This window comes from Embleya sp. NPDC050493, assembly GCF_044458105.1.
GTDB lineage: Bacteria > Actinomycetota > Actinomycetes > Streptomycetales > Streptomycetaceae > Embleya.
In genome coordinates, this window is the sequence record NZ_JBITHP010000003.1 from 300,775 (window position 1) to 317,538 (window position 16,764).

At 70.2% G+C, this 16,764-nt stretch carries 12 protein-coding genes and 1 riboswitch; of the genes, 8 read left to right on the forward strand and 4 right to left on the reverse strand.

The genetic code is table 11. The features are described from left to right. Positions 1-532 precede the first annotated feature (532 nt). Entirely contained in the window at positions 533-934 is a 402-nt protein-coding gene (locus ACIBM5_RS08150; RefSeq protein ID WP_396005996.1) for a RidA family protein, read from the reverse strand. A gap of 97 nt (positions 935-1,031) precedes the next feature. Between ACIBM5_RS08150 and ACIBM5_RS08155 the strand changes: the two genes are divergently transcribed. The 3 genes from ACIBM5_RS08155 (at position 1,032) to ACIBM5_RS08165 (ending at position 4,345) form a co-directional block, all read left to right on the forward strand. After that, positions 1,032-2,006, forward strand: coding sequence for a helix-turn-helix transcriptional regulator (locus tag ACIBM5_RS08155; protein WP_396005997.1), 975 nt, complete (start codon positions 1,032-1,034; stop codon positions 2,004-2,006). Between the two features lie 456 nt (positions 2,007-2,462). After that, positions 2,463-3,155 carry an alpha/beta fold hydrolase gene (locus ACIBM5_RS08160; RefSeq protein WP_396005998.1) on the forward strand — a complete coding sequence of 231 codons (693 nt, stop codon included), beginning with the start codon at positions 2,463-2,465 and terminating at the stop codon, positions 3,153-3,155. A gap of 461 nt (positions 3,156-3,616) precedes the next feature. Beyond that, the gene (locus ACIBM5_RS08165; protein ID WP_391584159.1) at positions 3,617-4,345 is read left to right on the forward strand and encodes an alpha/beta fold hydrolase; all 729 of its coding nucleotides are present in this window, start codon (positions 3,617-3,619) and stop codon (positions 4,343-4,345) included. Between the two features lie 80 nt (positions 4,346-4,425). Here ACIBM5_RS08165 and ACIBM5_RS08170 read toward each other — a convergent pair whose 3' ends face one another. Both ACIBM5_RS08170 and ACIBM5_RS08175 read right to left on the reverse strand, forming a co-directional pair. Continuing rightward, positions 4,426-4,914 carry an SRPBCC family protein gene (locus ACIBM5_RS08170; protein WP_396005999.1) on the reverse strand — a complete coding sequence of 163 codons (489 nt, stop codon included), beginning with the start codon at positions 4,912-4,914 and terminating at the stop codon, positions 4,426-4,428. Between the two features lie 205 nt (positions 4,915-5,119). Continuing rightward, entirely contained in the window at positions 5,120-5,866 is a 747-nt protein-coding gene (locus ACIBM5_RS08175) for a GNAT family N-acetyltransferase (protein WP_396006000.1), read from the reverse strand. 269 nt (positions 5,867-6,135) lie between these two features. On the opposite strand from ACIBM5_RS08175, the gene ACIBM5_RS08180 reads away from it, so the two are divergent. Further along, entirely contained in the window at positions 6,136-7,380 is a 1,245-nt protein-coding gene (locus ACIBM5_RS08180; RefSeq protein ID WP_396006001.1) for an alpha/beta hydrolase family protein, read from the forward strand. Between the two features lie 286 nt (positions 7,381-7,666). Next, a riboswitch (TPP riboswitch) is annotated at positions 7,667-7,806 on the reverse strand. 371 nt (positions 7,807-8,177) lie between these two features. Here ACIBM5_RS08180 and ACIBM5_RS08185 read toward each other — a convergent pair. Further along, complete coding sequence (locus tag ACIBM5_RS08185; protein WP_396006002.1) at positions 8,178-9,851, reverse strand: cellulose binding domain-containing protein; 1,674 nt, start codon at positions 9,849-9,851, stop codon at positions 8,178-8,180. A 961-nt stretch (positions 9,852-10,812) separates the two neighbouring features. On the opposite strand from ACIBM5_RS08185, the gene ACIBM5_RS08190 reads away from it, so the two are divergent. The 4 genes from ACIBM5_RS08190 (at position 10,813) to ACIBM5_RS08205 (ending at position 16,635) form a co-directional block, all read left to right on the forward strand. Further along, the gene (locus tag ACIBM5_RS08190) at positions 10,813-11,718 is read left to right on the forward strand and encodes a lytic polysaccharide monooxygenase (RefSeq protein ID WP_391584154.1); all 906 of its coding nucleotides are present in this window, start codon (positions 10,813-10,815) and stop codon (positions 11,716-11,718) included. A gap of 377 nt (positions 11,719-12,095) precedes the next feature. Next, positions 12,096-14,195 carry a glycosyl hydrolase family 18 protein gene (locus tag ACIBM5_RS08195; protein ID WP_396006003.1) on the forward strand — a complete coding sequence of 700 codons (2,100 nt, stop codon included), beginning with the start codon at positions 12,096-12,098 and terminating at the stop codon, positions 14,193-14,195. Positions 14,196-14,766: 571 nt separating this feature from the next. Next, positions 14,767-15,705, forward strand: a complete 939-nt coding sequence (locus tag ACIBM5_RS08200) for an AraC family transcriptional regulator (protein ID WP_391584152.1) — start codon at positions 14,767-14,769, stop codon at positions 15,703-15,705. 78 nt (positions 15,706-15,783) lie between these two features. Beyond that, a complete protein-coding gene (locus tag ACIBM5_RS08205) occupies positions 15,784-16,635 on the forward strand; it encodes a carbohydrate-binding protein (protein ID WP_396006004.1) in 852 nt (283 codons plus the stop codon). Positions 16,636-16,764 lie beyond the last annotated feature (129 nt).

Here is a 16,764-nt window from a genome sequence, read left to right on the forward strand (position 1 = left end):
CTGCGGTGGGCACGGGTGGTGGCGTCTACAGCTGGAGCTTCTGACCGTCCGGTGGAACCTCTTCGGGCAGTGAAATCGCCGTCTGCTGGGCCGGCAGGCCGGCTGACGGGTCGGAGCAGGTGACAACAAGACCGACGACCATCGAGTGACGAGTAGCGTGACCACCGAGCCGCTGAAGCCGAGGTCAGCCGCTGAACTGGTGACGTCTGTCTCGACCGGTCACAGATTCGCACCCGCTCGACACCCCAATACCGCGCGCGACGACCCGAGTTCGGCGGAATCCGTCGACGCATCGTTCGGCGGAAGCCCTCGACGTCGCCCGGAGGCGGAATCCCTCGACGTCGCCCAGTGGTGGAAGGCAATGCCCCGTAGGCGAGCGGCGTGCGCTCGCCTACGAGGCGGTCCCTCACCGGGGCGACGTGTGGTCCGGATCGGCGTATCCGATCGGCCGTTCACCTTGCTACGCCACCACCCGGCCGCCGAACCACCACCCGTGTCGGGGCGGGACAGCCCGGGTGCGGGCGGCGGCGAGTCAGGGTCGGGCGGCGAGGGCCTCGACCTCGAACAGCACGTCGGGCGTGGCCAGGCTCGCGACGCCGATGAGGGTTTGCGTGGGCGGTTTCGTGCCCCAGCCCTCCTGTACGGCCCCGGCGATCGGCCCCAGCTTGCTGACGTCGTGGTTCACCACATACGTCCTGAGCTGGACGACGTGACCGAGGTCGAGCCCATGGGCGGCGAGAGCGGTGCCGATGTTGCGGAACGTCTGCTTCACCTGCTCGGCGAAGTCGGTCGAGACGACCGCACCATCCGGGCCCGATCCGTACTGACCCGCGACAAGCACCAGTTCGGTACCTGCGGGGACGGTAGCGGTGTGGCTGTAACCGAACGGGACCGGGTCGTGCAGACCGTCCGGGTTGACGATGGCGTGTGCCATGTGGATCACCTCTCGTGTGCGATGGGGCTTTGTCGCGCTGGTAAGCCTCGCAACGAATCACGACATCCTGTGTCGTGTATTCCCGTAGAGTTTTCGGATGCGCGCCGATCGGTTGGTATCGCTGGTACTGCTGCTGCGGCAGCACGGTCGGCTGTCCGCGGCCGAGCTGGCCCGTGAGTTGGAGGTATCCACCCGCACCGTGCTGCGCGACGTGGAGGCGCTGTCCGCAGCCGGTGTTCCGGTCTACGCCGAACGCGGTCGGCACGGTGGTTTTGTTTTGCTGCCCGGTTTCCGGACCGAACTCACCGGACTGAACCACGACGAGGCACTTGCCCTGCTGGTCGCCGGATCGCGGCGCGGCGCGCAGGCATTCGGACTCGGTACGGCGCTCGCTTCGGCCATGCGCAAGGTGGTCGACGCGCTACCCGAGAGCTATCGGGCCACCGCGGCCGGCGCGGCTCAGCGACTGCTCATCGACCCGGAGATCGACCTCCTCGCGCGTCGGCCGGTTGTCGAGGAGGTGCCCGACGCCATAGTGGCCGAGGTCCGGCGCGCGGTGTTCGCCGGACACAAGCTGCGCATTCGCTATGCCGCTGTGGACCAGGCCCCGAAGTGGCGCACGGTGGACCCGATCGGCCTGGTGACCGTACGCGACCAGGGATACTTGCTGGCCACCCGATCCGGCGCGGACCGCACCTACCGGCTGTCCCGGGTCTTGGCCGCCGAGGAACTCGCCGTACCGGCACAGCGACCGGACCGGGTCGATCTGGACCGGGCCTGGCAGGAACGCAGCACGCGGTTTCGGACCGGCGGCGACCAAGTCACCGTGCTGGTACGGGTGGACCCGGCGCGGCGGCAGGACCTGGTGGGCACCGCGCTGGCCATCCGCACCGAAGAAGCCGACGCGGACGGGCGGTTGCGGCTGGAGGTGACCTTCCAAGACCCGAGACACGCCGAATGGGCGCTGTGGCATCTCGCCACGAGCGCGGAGGCCCTGGCCCCGGAGTGGTTGCGCGACTCCCTGCGCAACCGCGCCGCTGCGATGGCCACTTGCTACGGAGAGTCCCCCTGACATGCCTTCTGCCGAACCTCGCGCCCACGGCGGTCCTCGGGACCGGGACGCCGGATGCATCGACCGATTCAACCGATTCAACCGATTCGATCGGTTCGATCGGGCGGTGCTCCACATCGCCGCCCGCCGGAAGGGCAACCCGAACGACCGGGCCGCTTCGGCGCTGCCTGTCCCCGGAAAGCGGTTACACCTGATGAGACATCCGGCGGCCCACCGGGGGCCGTGGGAGCCCCAGTGACCCCGCGCGTGGTACCGCGCGGCCCCGCGTGACCCCGCGCGGCCCCGCGTCGGGTTGCGTGTTCGGGGTGAGCCGGCCTTCGGGGTTTGGTGAGTGGGGTCTCTGGTCTCCGGTGGATGGCGGGGGTAGCATCACAGAGACAGGTGCTTAATCGTGTCAGCAGAACACGCGACAGAACAGACAACAACCAGACGGATCGTGATTGAAGGGTGGCTTCCGTGAAGCTTCATGTGCACGAGCGTGGGGTCGGGGACAAGGTTGCGGTGCTTGTCCATGGGGGGATGTCGGACCACGGGACGTGGCACGCGCTGACGGACGTGTTGGTCGAGCGTGGCTATCGGGTGTACGCGCCGGACCTGCGTGGGCACGGGCTGAGCGAACGTGCCGAGTACAGCCCGGAGTCGATGGCCGACGACCTCGTGGAGAACCTGCCGGTCGGTGCCGATGTGGCGATCGGGCATTCGCTCGGTGCGCTCGCGTTGTCGCTTGCGGTCGAGCGGTTGCGGCCGGCGAAGGCGGTGTACTCGGACCCCGGATTCCGGATGGGTGCGGTGCCCGCCGGTGCCTTCGAGGGGATGCGGGCGATGGTGGCCAATGCCTCCCTGGAGAGCATTCGTGCGATGAATCCGCGATGGTCCGCGGCGGATGTACAGGCCGAGCTCGACGGCTTCCGGAGGTTCGACCAGGGCCTCCTGGCCCGGCTGGGCGACTTCGACCAGGACTACGTTCCGGCCTCGCCCGTGGTGCCGAGTCTGGTCCAGTCAGCGGCGGACAGCTTCATCATGACGCCCGCGCTGAACGAGGAACTGCGCGGGAACGGCTTCGAGGTACGGGTGGTGGACAACGTCGGCCACTGCATCCACCGCGACGACTTCGACGCGTTCCTGAAGTCTCTCGACGGCTGGATCTGACGCACCGTCGGTTCTGATCCCTCACCGCCCCTCGCCGCCCCTCGCCGACCCCTGCCGCCCCCCGCTGTCCCCTGCCGTCCCTCGCACTACCTTGTCGTCCCTCGCACTCCCTTGCCGTCTCTCGTTGTCCCCTGCGGGAGGGACGCCGTGGAACCGGAGTAGCCCGTCGCCCGATGCGCTGCGTGTCGGAGCGGATTGCCGTGCGGTACGCCGCGGCCTCTCGGAGCACCTTCCCGCGCGGTACGCCGCCGTTTCGGGGCACCCTCCCGCGCGGTACGCCCCCTGCTGGATCGTCCCGAGCAGGCGCGGCGCGCTGCGCTCCGAGCGGGCGGGAGGCGCCCAGAGGCATGTACAGCGTCGCGCGAGCAGCCGTAGCGCGCGGGATTCGGAACCGTGTCGGTCCATTCGGCCCGGAGCGAACGGCGTTCCGTCGATGTCCGTCGCACGGATATGGTCCGAATATGGGTGAATCGAGTGGTGCATCGAGCACGGTCGAGATCGACGGGGTCCGCCTGGCGTACGACGTGTGGGGTGTGCCGCAGGCCCCGCCCCTGGTGCTGCTGCACGCACTTGGCGAGGGCGCCGCGCACTGGGCGCGGATAGCCGAGTCGCTGGCCGAGGAGTGGCGGGTGTACGCGGTCGATCTGCGTGGGCACGGGCGCAGCGATTGGCCCGGCGACTACTCCGTCGAACTGATGCGGGACGACCTGGTCGGCTTCCTCGACGCACTCGGCCTCGATCGGGTCGACCTGATCGGGCACTCGCTGGGTGGCATGGTGGCGTACGTGTTCGCGCAGGAACATCCGGATCGGGTGGGCCGGTTGGTGCTCGAGGACGTCTCCGTCCCGTTGCCGCGCGACCCGAACCCGCCGACCAGGCCCGAGGGCGAACTCGGCTTCGACTGGGACATGGTCGTGGCACTGCGCAAGCAGGTCGACACCCCCGATCCCGTGTGGTGGGAGCGTCTGGCCCGGATCACCGCCCCCACCCTCGTCGTTGCCGGCGGCTCGGCGAGCCATATTCCGCAGGACCGCGTCACCGAATGGACCCGCCGCCTTCCCGACGCCCGGGTGGTCACCATCCCGGCCGGCCACCTGATCCACGCCGCCGAGCCCCAAGCCTTCACCGAGGTGACCCGGGCCTTCCTGCGCACACCCGCCGGCCCCACCCGCCACCACTCTCCACGCTGATCGGCACGCCGGGGCGCAGGCGACGGGCGGGCGTGGCGATGCCGGTACTTGCCGCGAAGGCGCGTTGCGATCTCGGCTTGTTACGCGCCGAAGCGTAGGGTTTCGCCGGTTTCCAGCACCGTCTTGAGGTTGGACAGGATCATCGGCCAGCCCTCGCGGATGCTCTTGAGCATTTCGGAATCCGGTGCGAAGCCGTCGTGCAGGACACGCAGCGCGACCACCTCGCCCAGCGGCACCAGGTCGAAGGAGACCCGCGAGATCGGCTCACGGCGGTGTTCGGCGAGTTCTTCCGAGCTCCAGCCGAACATCTCGCCGATCTCGGGCTCGTAGTTGTGCCACGTGTAGGCCAGTCGACGCGGCGGTTCGGCCGCCAGGACCACCTGACCGGCGTCCCGTGGCGCCGTCCGCGGTGACATCGACCAGCGGACCGGCGAGCCGACCTGCCAATCCGATTCCGGTCCCCAGCCGTCGAAGTAGCGGGTGATCTCGGTCCGTTCGGTCAGCGCGCGCCACAACTCCTCGGGGGTGGTGCGGATGTAGGTGACATAGGTGAACTGCGTGTCGGACACAGGGTTTCTCCCAAGAGGGGCGGCATGGGACGCGGGCGCGACCGATGCCCGGGATCGCCTTCGTTTCACTATCCGCCGGCTCGGCCCGACAGTCCGGCACCGCGCGCACGCCACGCCGAAGGTCCGCACGGAACCACGGCGGACGTGGTCCGATCGGCCGATCGCACAACCGTCGGCAGGATGGGACCCGTTCCGCCGCATACCCCTACGGCCAATCGGAACGATCCGTACCCGGTACCGGGCCCGGGGAGACCTCCTCCGCTTCCTTCCCCATCGGGTCGAGCGCCGGTGCCGAGGCCGAGGCCGGTCCCGCCGCCGGTGCTGATGCCGATGCCGATGTCGGTGCGGCCCCCGGCGCCGGCCCGGGCTTCGCCACCCGTTCCGGCATGCGTTCCGGCACCGGTTCCGGCACCAGTTCCAGGGCCATCGACACCGAGTCCACGTAGCGGCCGTCGAGCAGGAACTCGCCCCGGGCGATGCCCTCGACGATGTATCCGCCCTTCTCGTACAGCCGCCAGGCGTGCGAGTTGGTCCCCAGTACGTGCAGCGTGATCCGGCGTGCGTTGCGGCGGACGGCCTCGGCGCGGGCGGCGGACAGCAGCAGGGTGCCGATGCCGCGGCCCTGGTGGTCGGGATCCACCGCGAAGCCGTTGATGTATTGGACATGCCCGCTGGCGGCCATCCGCGATGGGCGTATTTTGACGAAGCCGCGTACCTCCGACCCCTCGTGCGCCACCAGCACGTTCGCCGGCGGGGTGTCGGGGTCGAAGAACGGGCGCGCCGGCGGCTGGGGTGGTGTCGGGGTGACCTGCGGACTCCAGGTGTCGCGGTCGATCCTGGCCAGCGCGGGTTCGTCCGCCGGTACGGCGACGCGTATCCCGATGTCGGTGCCGGTGCCGGTGCCGGGCCGGTGCCGGGATGCGTCGTCGGTGTCCCGGGTGTCTCGATGCATGCGCCCAGGGTGATCGGCGTGCGCTCGCCCCGGCAAGGCCTTTCTCGGGTCCGGACCACGTGGCGCCCGCGAATCGCCCCGCCTCCGCCCCGGCCCGGCCCCGCCCCGGCCCCGCACCGCCCGCCGAGGAAGCCGGGCCCGTCCCCCCGCCGGCCCCGGATCCATCGGCCACGAGGGGGCCGTATGCCTCCGGGGAGGTATGCCGAGCCCGGGGCGCGGTGCGACCGATGGCCGATGTGCGGCACCGGACGCGGAGCCAGGATCGGGACATGACCCGATCCTCCCCGACCTCGAAGGTCGCGCTGTCCGCGTTCGTTCTCGCCCTCGCCCTCGTATCGGGCCTGCCGACCGCCGTGGCACCCCCTGCCGCCGCGGCTTCCGCCCCCGCAGCCTCCATCGACTTCATTCCGGCCGAGGCCGACGCCCCAACGCCCGCCGGCCGGACCTCGCTGCCTCACCCCACCGGCTCGTTCGCCGTCGGTCGGGAGTCCCTGCATCTCGTCGACCGGGCCCGACGGGACCCGTGGGTTCCGGAGGCCGGAGCACGCGAGCTGATGGTCGGCATGTACTACCCCGCCCAGCCCGGCAGCGGCACGGGTACGCCCGCGCCGTATGCCACCGTCGAGGAGGCCCGCCTGCTGCTCGCGGACCGGGGGTTGGGCGACCTCTTCCCCGCCGAGACGCTCGCCGCCACCGGAACCGACGTCAAGGTCGGTGCCCGACCCGCGCGTGGCCGGTTTCCGCTCGTGCTGCTGTCCCCGGGATTCGGCGTCTCCGCGTACACGCTCACCGGTCTGGCCGAGGAACTCGCAAGCCGCGGCTACGTGGTGGCCGCCGTCGACCACGCGTACGAGTCGGTGGGAACCGCCTTTCCGGGCGGCCGGATGCTCACCTGTGTCGCGTGCGAAAAGGTCCGGACCGAGGAGGACCTGGCCGCGGTCACCGCGGGGCGGGCCGAGGACGCGTCCTTCGTGCTGGATCGGCTCACCGGATCGCGGCCGACCTGGCGGCACGCCGTGGCCCTGATCGATCGGAGCCGAATCGCCATGGCCGGCCACTCGATCGGCGGCGCGAGCGCTGCGGCGGCGATGGCGGCCGACCCCCGAATCCGGGCGGGCGTCGACATCGACGGTGCGTTCCACTCCGCGGTGCCCGAAACCGGCCTGCGCGGACGCCCGTTCATGATGCTCGGCACCGACGACGACACCCACCGGCCGGGAGGCGCGGATCGCAGTTGGGACGAGGCGTGGGGTCGTCTCGACGGCTGGAAAAGGTGGTTGACGGTGGTCGGCGCAAATCACTACAGCTTCACCGACGTCCCGGTCTTCCTCGACCAACTCGGCCTACCCGGGGGCGGGTTGCCGGCCACGCTCACGGGACGCCGCGGATTGCACCTGACCCGCGCCTACGTCGGAGCGTTCCTCGACCTCCACCTGAAATGCATCCCTCAGCCCCTGCTGACCGGTGTGACACCGGCCAACCCGGAGGTCAGGTTCAACAATCCGGTTCGGTGACCGCCGCGGCCCTACTGCGTACCGACAGTGATCACAGCGGAAGCGAGCGAGGCGAGCAGGGAAAACAAGGCGAGCAGGGAAAGCAAGGCGAGCAACGCAGGCAGGCAGGGCAGCAACGCAGGCAAGCAGGGTAAGCCACGGAGGCCTGCAAACGGAGGAAGCCTGCAAACGGAGGCAGGCGATGGAGGCCTGCAAACGAAGACAGACACACGACAACAGACATACCGAGACACACAAAAGCGCGCCCGTCAGCCCCGGTAACCAAGCCGACGTACGACGCGCATCAAGACCTACGAGGTGGGCTCCCTGCGCCGGCATTGTCCGGATCAGGTGCTAGGGGTCGCGTTCCGGTCCGACCTCGACCTTCACGCCTCTCAGCCCGACCGCCCGACCTTGGCTTGAGCCGAAGCTCCCTTCTCCAAGACCAACCACCGGTAGTCGAACTCCCTCGCTCGCCCCGTAGGCCACTAACCACCATACTCCGGTGCAAAAGCCCCGGCAAGGGTCGGCATGGTAGGTGGCAAGGGTCGGCATGGTAGGTGAAAGGCGGTTGGCGTCCCGAGGCTGGTGGGCTTCGGGACGCCAATTGTGGTCAGTGGGCCGCGTGATGGCTGCGTACGAGTTCGGGCAGCGGGGCGGGCCCTGCCGTCCACGAGGGTGGCCCGGCGGCGTCGCGTGGCCGCCGCCGGGCTCGGGAGGCACCGGCCGAAAGGGGGTCGACCGATGCCGGCAGGTGGGTTCAGCCGGTGCTTCTCAGTGGTTCGGTGGTTGCCTCGGCCGTTGCCTCGGCACCTCGCTCAACCCGTGAAGTTCTTGAAGAGATTGGTGAATTCGTACGGGGCCTGGCTGATGCTGCTGCACGTCGGTGAGACGCCGCCGCCCGGGCAGGAGCCGTTGTCCCGGCCCACCGACCAGAACGCCAGCCGGCCGATGTGGTTGGTGTTCGCCCACGTGACCAGCTTGCTCGCGTCCGACTGGACGAAGATCTTGCCGTTGTAGTTGCGGCCGATCATCGGGGTCACCGCGAGCATGCTCTTGAGTTCGGCGTCCGACTTGGCGGGCCAGATCTCCTTCATCTGACGCAGCGTCGATTCGGCGGCGGTGATCACCGCGTCACCCCACACCGGGCGCGAGGTGCCGAACTCCATCGCCATCGGATTGACGATGTCGACCCGCACGCCGTTGTCCCGGGCGTTCTTGAGCAGGTCCACACCCAGGGACGGGGTCAGCCCGTAGTCGTCGCCCTGCACCATCAGGGTGAAGCTGACGGTGGTGGCGGGTCGGTCCCGTTGCACCTTGGCCAACGCCTTGTTCATGGTGTCGATCGGGATGGACGCCTCGATGTCGATGTCGAGGTGTTTGACGCCGAGGGTGTCGATCACCTTGGTGTACGCGCCGGCGAGTGCGGTGACACTGCCGCAGGACGCCTCCAGGTACGGGCCCGCCGCGCCGCCGAAGGCGACCACGACATCACCGCCCTGGGCGCGAAGTGCGTTGATCTGGTTGACGATGCGCGGTTCGTCGAGCGCGATCGTACCGCCCCACTTGGGGTCGCAGCCGCTGTTGCTGCCCAGGACGAAGGCTAGTGTGAACAACTTCTGGCCGGTGGCCGCGGCGACATCGGTCAGGGTCGGGGTGGGTGCGGTGATGTCGATGTACGGGACGCTACGCACCGATCCCGGCGGGGGATTGCCGCCGCCGGTCGTGGTGGTGGCGATCAGTTCCGGAGTGAACGGGGACACGTTGCCCGCCGGGTCTTTCGCGCGCACCTTGACCGGGTAGCCGGTGCCGGGGGTGAGTCCGGACAGTGTCACGCTCGGGCCCGCACTGGTCGCGGAGGGTACGCCGTTCACGTAGACGTCGTAGCCCGCGACCCGGTCGTCGTCCGTGGACGCCGTCCAGGACAGGGTCAGCGCGGTCGGGCCGGCGTTGGCCACGCGCAGGTCGGTGGGCGCGCTGGGCGCGGTCGTGTCGGGGCCGGCCGGTCCGACACACGGGTTGCCGTTGAGCTTGCAGTTGCCGGGAGTTCCGGCACCTGCGCCGAGGAAGCCGAAGGTGGCCGAGGCGCCGGGGGCGAGGGTGCCGTTGTACTCGCGGTTGGTGAAGACGTAGTGGCCGCCGCTCGATCCGGTCTGTAGGGCATCCCAGTACGAGCCGACGGTGGTTTTGGCGGGCAGGTCGAACTCGACCCGCCATGCGGTGAGCGTGGTGGTGCCCTGGTTGCGGATCGTGTACTGACCGGTGAAGCCGGAACCCCAGTCGGACGCCTTGGCGAACGTCGCCTCGGGGGTCGCGGCGTGCGCGGAGCCGGCGGGCAGGACGACCAGTGCGAGCGGTGCGATGACGGTCGCGGCCAGGACGCGGGCGAGTGCGCGCAGCGGCCGACGGGTGGGTCGGGGCGCGGCGCTTGGGGAGGAACGGCGGTCGGGGGGAGGCGAGTTGCGGCGAAGTGCAGGGAACGCAGAGATCATCGAGCCGGCTCCTGGACACGTCTGGGACACGAGTCGGGGGACGAGAGTGGTGCTGGAATGCCGTGCGCACGCCGCCGGTTGGCGTGCACCACCGCTCGCGGCCGGGCGGTGGGGCAGTCGGTGCGGGGGTGCCCGGTGCCGGTGCCGGCGGCGTCGGGCGGTGGGGCGCTTGGGGCTCGGGTGGTTCTCGGTGGCGTTGGTTCGGCGGTGCTCAGTGGTTCTCGGTGGCGTTTGATCCGGCGGTGCTCAGTGGCTCTCGGTGGCGTTGGTTCGGCAGGGTTCGGGTGGTTCTCGGTGGCGCCCATCTTCCGGTGTTCGGGGTGGGTCACGTCGGCGCCGATTTTCCTGGCGCCGATCTTCGAATCGCCGGACGATCGCCGTCCGCATCGCGCCGACGAGCGTCCTTGCACGGACAATGGTCTATACCAACTGTGTTCCCGTCCATAGTGTGCGAGCACTTTTCGGGGTCGCCCGGCAAGTATTGGCAAGGCGGCCTCCGATCGCGGAAAATTTTTCCGCGCCACAATGACGACACAACTGACGGCCAGTCAGAAACAGAGTCGCGCAGGCCATCCCGACTTTTCGGCGTCGTTCGCGACGCGTCGGTTGGGGAGTAATGACGGTCCAACCGCGCGATGCAATCGGAAAGACCGGCTCCGCGCTCTTGCGCGACCGGACGAGCGCGGCGACTCTGAGTACCGCCGCAGCCATTGGTCTATACCTGTCCCCCCGGACCGCAGGCGGCGGTACCCGTACGCCGGAACACCCGGATCCGTCGCGGCCATCGCGGATCCCCGTCCCACCCGTGCCGACTCACCCCAGCCGTGCCGACTCACCCCGTCCGCGCCGACCGTCCCATCCGCGCCGATCCGCCCCATCCGGAGGCTCCCCGTACGGGGAGCTGCCGCACGAGGCCCCCGCACGTCCCCGATATCGGCAATTCCCTTACCCGGAGGGCTTCATGAAGTCTCGCCGCAAGGTCGCGGCGTTCGCCGCGGCCTGCTGTCTGACGCCCCTGACGATCGCCGCGCTCGCCACCGGAACGGCGCAGGCGCACGGCACCTTGAGCAATCCGCTCAGCCGCACCGGCACGTGTCGCGCCGAGAATCCGGAGAACCCCACGTCCGCCGCGTGCAAGGCGGCTGTCGCGATCGGCGGCACGCAGCCCGTGTACGACTGGAACGAGGTCAACCTCGCAGACGTTGCCGGCCGGCATCGTCAAGTGATCCCGGACGGCAAGTTGTGCAGTGCCGGGCGGGACAAGTACAAGGGCTTCGACCAGGCGCGCGCCGACTGGCCGGCGACCGCGGTCTCCGCGGGCAGCACCTTCAACTTCCTGTTCCGGGCCACCTCGCCGCACCGCGGCACGTTCGAGTTCTACGTGACCCGGGACGGATACGACCCCACGGTACCGCTGAAGTGGTCGGATCTGGAGCCCACGCCGTTCCTGACCCAGACCGACCCGCCGTTGGACAACGGGTCGTTCGTGATGAACGGGCGGATGCCCGCCGGCAAGACCGGTCGGCACCTGATCTACGTCGTCTACCAACGCACCGACAGCCCCGAGGCGTTCTACTCGTGCTCGGACGTGGTCTTCGGCGCCGCCGCCGCGCCCGCCGCCGCGCGGGTGAACCCGGCCACCGCGCCGCTGGCACACGAGACCGGCGCGCCGTACATCGAACCCGCCGGGCGCAACCACGAGACCATCAACGAGGCGCCGGCCGCGGCAGCCGTACCGGACACCGGCCCCGCCGGCGTCCCGCGCGCGGCGACCATCGGCGCGGCGGGCGCGGGTGCGCTGATCATCCTCGGCGGCGGCGCCGTGATGTCGACCAACCGGCGCCGAGAGGCCCGTGCCCGGCGCTGATCACGCGCCCGGCACCCCATAGATGCCACCTCCGGTCCGGACGAAGCCGACGGGCCCGACCAACCCGACGACCGCCGCCGGGCCGGAGGTGGGCCATTCCCAGCCAGACCGCTCCGCCGCTTTCCCTCTCACCGCTTCCCCTCTCACCGCCTCATCGTCTCGCCGCCTCGCCGCCTTACCGCAGTTCCAAGGCGCGGCCCGAGTCGCCGCGAAGCGGCGGGCACACACCCCGTCCCGCACACCCGTCCCGCACCCCCGTCCCGCACCCCCGTCCCGCACCCCCGTCCCGCACCCCCGTCCCGCACCCCCGTCCCGCACCCCCGTCCCGCACCCCCGTCCCGCACCGCCTTCCCGTCCCACCGAATGCGGGAGTACCCATGCGACGACCAAATCCGCTCCGTACCCTGGCGACCGTGCTGACCACCGCGGCCGCGTCGTTGGGGCTCGTGTTGTCCGCCGGCGGCGCGGCGCAGGCCGCCCCGCAGGCCGCCCCGCAGGCCACGCTCACGCAGGCCGCGGCCACTCCGATGCCGGCCCACGTGTTCGCGCCGTACTTCGAGGCGTGGACCGGAGAGAGCCCGGCGACGTTGTCCGCGCAGTCCGGCGCGAAGTACCTGACCATGGCCTTCATCCAGACCCCGAGCAAGGGGTCCTGCACGCCGTACTGGTCCGGGGACACCGGGATGCCGATCTCCCAGTCCACGTTCGGGGCGGACATCGCCACGATCCGTGCGGCCGGCGGCGATGTGATCCCGTCGTTCGGCGGCTATACCGCGGACAACACCGGTACCGAGATCGCGGACAGCTGCACCAACGTCAACTCGATCGCCGCCGCGATCCAGAACGTCGTCTCGACCTACGACGTCAGCCGGATCGACCTCGACATCGAGGACAACTCGCTCACCAACCCGGCCGGTATCGACCGCCGCAACAAGGCGATCAAGCAGGTACAGGCATGGGCGGCGAGCACCGGCCGGCCACTGCAGATCCAGTACACGCTGCCGACCACGACGCAGGGCCTGGCCCAGAGCGGCCTGGCCGTGCTGCAGAACGCGGTCTCCAACGGGACCAGGGTCGACGTGGTCAACATCATGACGTTCGACTACTACGACAACCAGCCGCACCAGATGGCCAACGACACCAAGACGGCCGCGACCGGCCTGAAGAACCAGCTCGCGCAGCTGTATCCGAACAAGACCCAGGCCGAACTGTGGGCCATGGTCGGGGTCACCGAGATGCCCGGCGTGGACGACTTCGGTCCGGCCGAGACGTTCACCACCGCCGACGCGGTCACCGTCTACAACTGGGCCAAGACGCAAGGCATCGGCACCCTGTCGATGTGGGCCCTCCAGCGCGACAACGGCTCCTGCCCGGGCGGCGGGGCGGCCGACAACTGCTCCGGAATCCCGCAGGACACCTGGTACTTCACGCACACCTTCGCGCCGTTCACCAGCGGTGGAGGACCGGTCACCAACGACTTCTCACTCGCGTTGAACCCCGGGTCCGGGTCCGTTGCCAAGGGCGCCGCCACCTCGGCGACGATCAACACCGCCGTCACGGCGGGTACCGCGCAGAACGTCGCATTGACGGTGACCGGTGCGCCCGGCGGGGTGGCCGCCACGGTCAGCCCGACGTCGGTGACCGCGGGCGGATCGGCGACCCTGAACATCGCCGCCTCCGCGTCCGCGACACCGGGCACCTACCCACTGACCATTACCGGTACCGGCCCGTCCGCCACGCACACCGCGACCTACACGCTCACCGTCACCTCCGGACCGGTCACCGACGACTTCTCCATCCAGGTCGTTCCGGCGTCGGGCACCATCGCCCAGGGCGGCAGCGCGTCGGCGCAGGTCGGCACCGCCGTCACCGCGGGCGCGACCCAGAACGTCGTCTTGACGGTGACCGGTGCGCCCAACGGGGTGGCCGCCACGGTCAGCCCGACCTCGGTGAACGCGGGCGCGTCGGCGACGCTCACCGTCAGCGCCTCCGCGACCGCCACGCCCGGCACGTACACGCTCACCGTCGCCGGCGTCGGTCCGTCGGCGTCGCACAGCGCGGTGTACAACCTCACCGTGACCGGCGGGCCCGGTGGCGGCCTGCTCAACGCCGACCTGGAGAGCGGCGCACTGAGCCCGTGGACCTGCCAGCCGGGCGGTGCGGTGGTCACCTCCGTCGCGCACGGCGGCACCCACGCCATCGAGGCCGCGGTCGGCGCGGCGCAGACCGGCGAATGCCGGCAGACCCTGCAACTGGCTCCGAACTCCTCCCACACGCTCACCGGTTGGGTCCGCGGCAACTACGCCTACCTGGGCGTCAGCGGCGGCGCCACCGCGAGCACGTGGGCCTCGCCCGGGGCCGCGTGGACCAAGCTGACCATCCCGTTCACGGTAGGCGCCTCCGGCTCGGTGACGGTCTACCTGCACGGCTGGTACGCGCAAGGCTCGGTCTTCGGGGACGACTTCGCGATCAGCTGAGACCGGGCGGCCGGGGCGGGCCGCGCGGATCCCACCGGATCCCACCGGATCCACGCCGCCCGCCCCGAATGCTCCGCCGATCGCCCAGGAACGCCGGACGTCGGCTCGTGACCCCACCGCGAGCCGGCGGCCGGTTGCCCACGTGCGCACGCCGTGCCGCCCGCCGCGGAGCGAACCGATCGGCCTTCGTCACCACCGCCCGCCGGTCGGTTGCCGGCGGGCGCCAAGCCGTGCGCAGCCGACGCCTCGCTGAGCCGCGAACTCGGCCGCGAGGTAACGGTTGCCGAGCCGAAGCAGCCGCCGTGGGCGCGGGAGACGGGGGAGCCACGGTGGCCGGACGGGCTGCGCCTGTCGGGCTGCGGGGGCGGAGTTCGGGTGTACGGAGCACCTTGGTTTGCCAGTTCGTGACGGAGTGTGCGAAGTCGCCGACGGCGGGTATCGAACGGTTTAGCGTGACCGCTGATCGAGCGCCGGCCGCATCGTCCGAGAACCGCCAGGGGGCCGACATGGCACGGGATTTCCGCAGGAACAGCAGGCCGGGCAGGCCCGACGGACCAGTCGGGAGGGGCCGATGAGCTCACCCACCCAGCTTCGACCGGCGGTCCCGCTGCATCGATTGGACGTCCCCGCGCCGAGCATTCTGCCGTTCGCGATCGGGTCGTTCGACACGATCGGACCGATGTCCCGGGCCGACTTCCCCCATCGGCACACCTTCTACGAGATCGTCTTCGTGACCGGTGGGCGCGGTACGCACGTGGTCGATCTGGCGCCGAGAACGGTCAATCCGCCGCACCTGTTCTTCGTCGTGCCGGGCCAGGTGCACTTCTGGCACCGCATGCAGGGACTGACCGGCTGGGTCGTCCTGTTCAACGACGACTTCCTGTTCACCCACCCCGAGGACCGGGACACGATCCGCGAACTGGCCGGGTATCCGCGGCTGCGGCCCACTCCGGACGCGGCGCCGGGACTGGCCGGGGTGGTGGCGGAGATGCGCCGCGAATACGCCGAGCAGGGCGAGGGGTTCATTCCGATCCTGCAGGCATACCTGCATGTGCTGATCCTGCGTGCGGCCCGACTCGCGGCCCAGGACGGCCCGGACGCCGAGCCGGAACCGGACCCGGGTCCCACCGCCGTCATCGCGCAGCGCTTCGCCCGGCTCCTGGACGGGCCGGTGGACCTGGATCCCCTGGAGCGTACGGTCGGTGCGTACGCCGCCCAACTGGGCGTCTCGGTGGGTCATCTCAACCACGCGGTGAAGAGCGCCACCGGCCGTACGCCCGGCCAGATCATCCGCCAGACCCAGGTGGTCGAGGCCAAACGGCTGCTCGCGGGCAGTGATCTGACGGTGCGTCAGGTGGCTGATCGGGTGGGTTTCGCGGACCCCGCGTACTTCTGCCGGTTCTTCCGCCGGGAGACCGGAAGCACCCCCGGCGAGTACCGCCGGGAGATCAACGCGAAGCACCACGAGAGCCTTGCTTTGTCCATCGACGCGCCCGATCGCCGCGCATAGGTTCAGACCAATCGCGAGTGGGCCGGATCGATTCGCCTCGACCCGGCCCACCCGTCCCCTCGCCGAGAAGAGGTCGCTGTGGACACCGACAACACCGATCAGGACGAGCCCGTCCGGCGCGGCATCACCCGCAAGAGCCTGCTCAAGGCGGCCCTGGTGGCCGCACCTCTACCGCTGCTCATCGGCGGTGTGCCCGCGTTGGCCCGGGCGCAGCGCGACCAGGGTCACACCCTGGAACCGACGCCGTTCTGCCACGACGGCGACGAGCCGACGATCGACCAGACCGAGGGCCCGTACTTCAAGCCCAACTCGCCCGAGCGCTCGGTGCTCACCGGCGCGGGCACGCTGCTCACCGTGTCGGGGTACGTGTTCGGTCGTCAGTGTCAGCCGCTGGCCAACGTGCTGCTCGACTTCTGGCAGGCGGACACCAACGGCAACTACGACAACGTCGGATACACCTTCCGGGGCCACCAGTACACCAACGCCCAGGGCGCCTACAAGCTCACCACGGTCGTGCCCGGCCTGTACCCGGGCCGCACCCGGCACCTGCACATGAAGGTCCAGGCGCCCAACCGCGGCATCCTCACCACGCAGACGTACTTCCCGGGTGAACCGCGCAACAACACCGACACCATCTTCGACCCCCGGCTGCTGATGACGGTTCGCACCGTGGGCAACGGCAAGGAGGCGTCCTTCGACTTCGTGCTGAACGTCAACGGCGTACCGCCGACGACCACGCCGCCGACGAGCAACCCGCCGACGAGCGAGCCTCCCACCAATCCGCCGGGCGGCACCTGGCGTGCCGGCACCAACTACGCGGCCGGGGCCACGGCGAGCTACGGCGGCCAGAACTACCGCTGCCTGCAGGGCCACACGGCACAACCGGGCTGGGAGCCGCCCAACGTGCCGGCTCTGTGGCAGCGGGTCTGATCGACCAACCTCGGGGGGAGGCGAGTCGATCACGGGCCCCGGCGGCGCCACCCGCCGGGGCCCGACGCATGCACACGGCCGGCCACCGGCGCCGGCCGATCCCGGGGTGCCGGCGGCGGATGCGGCCAC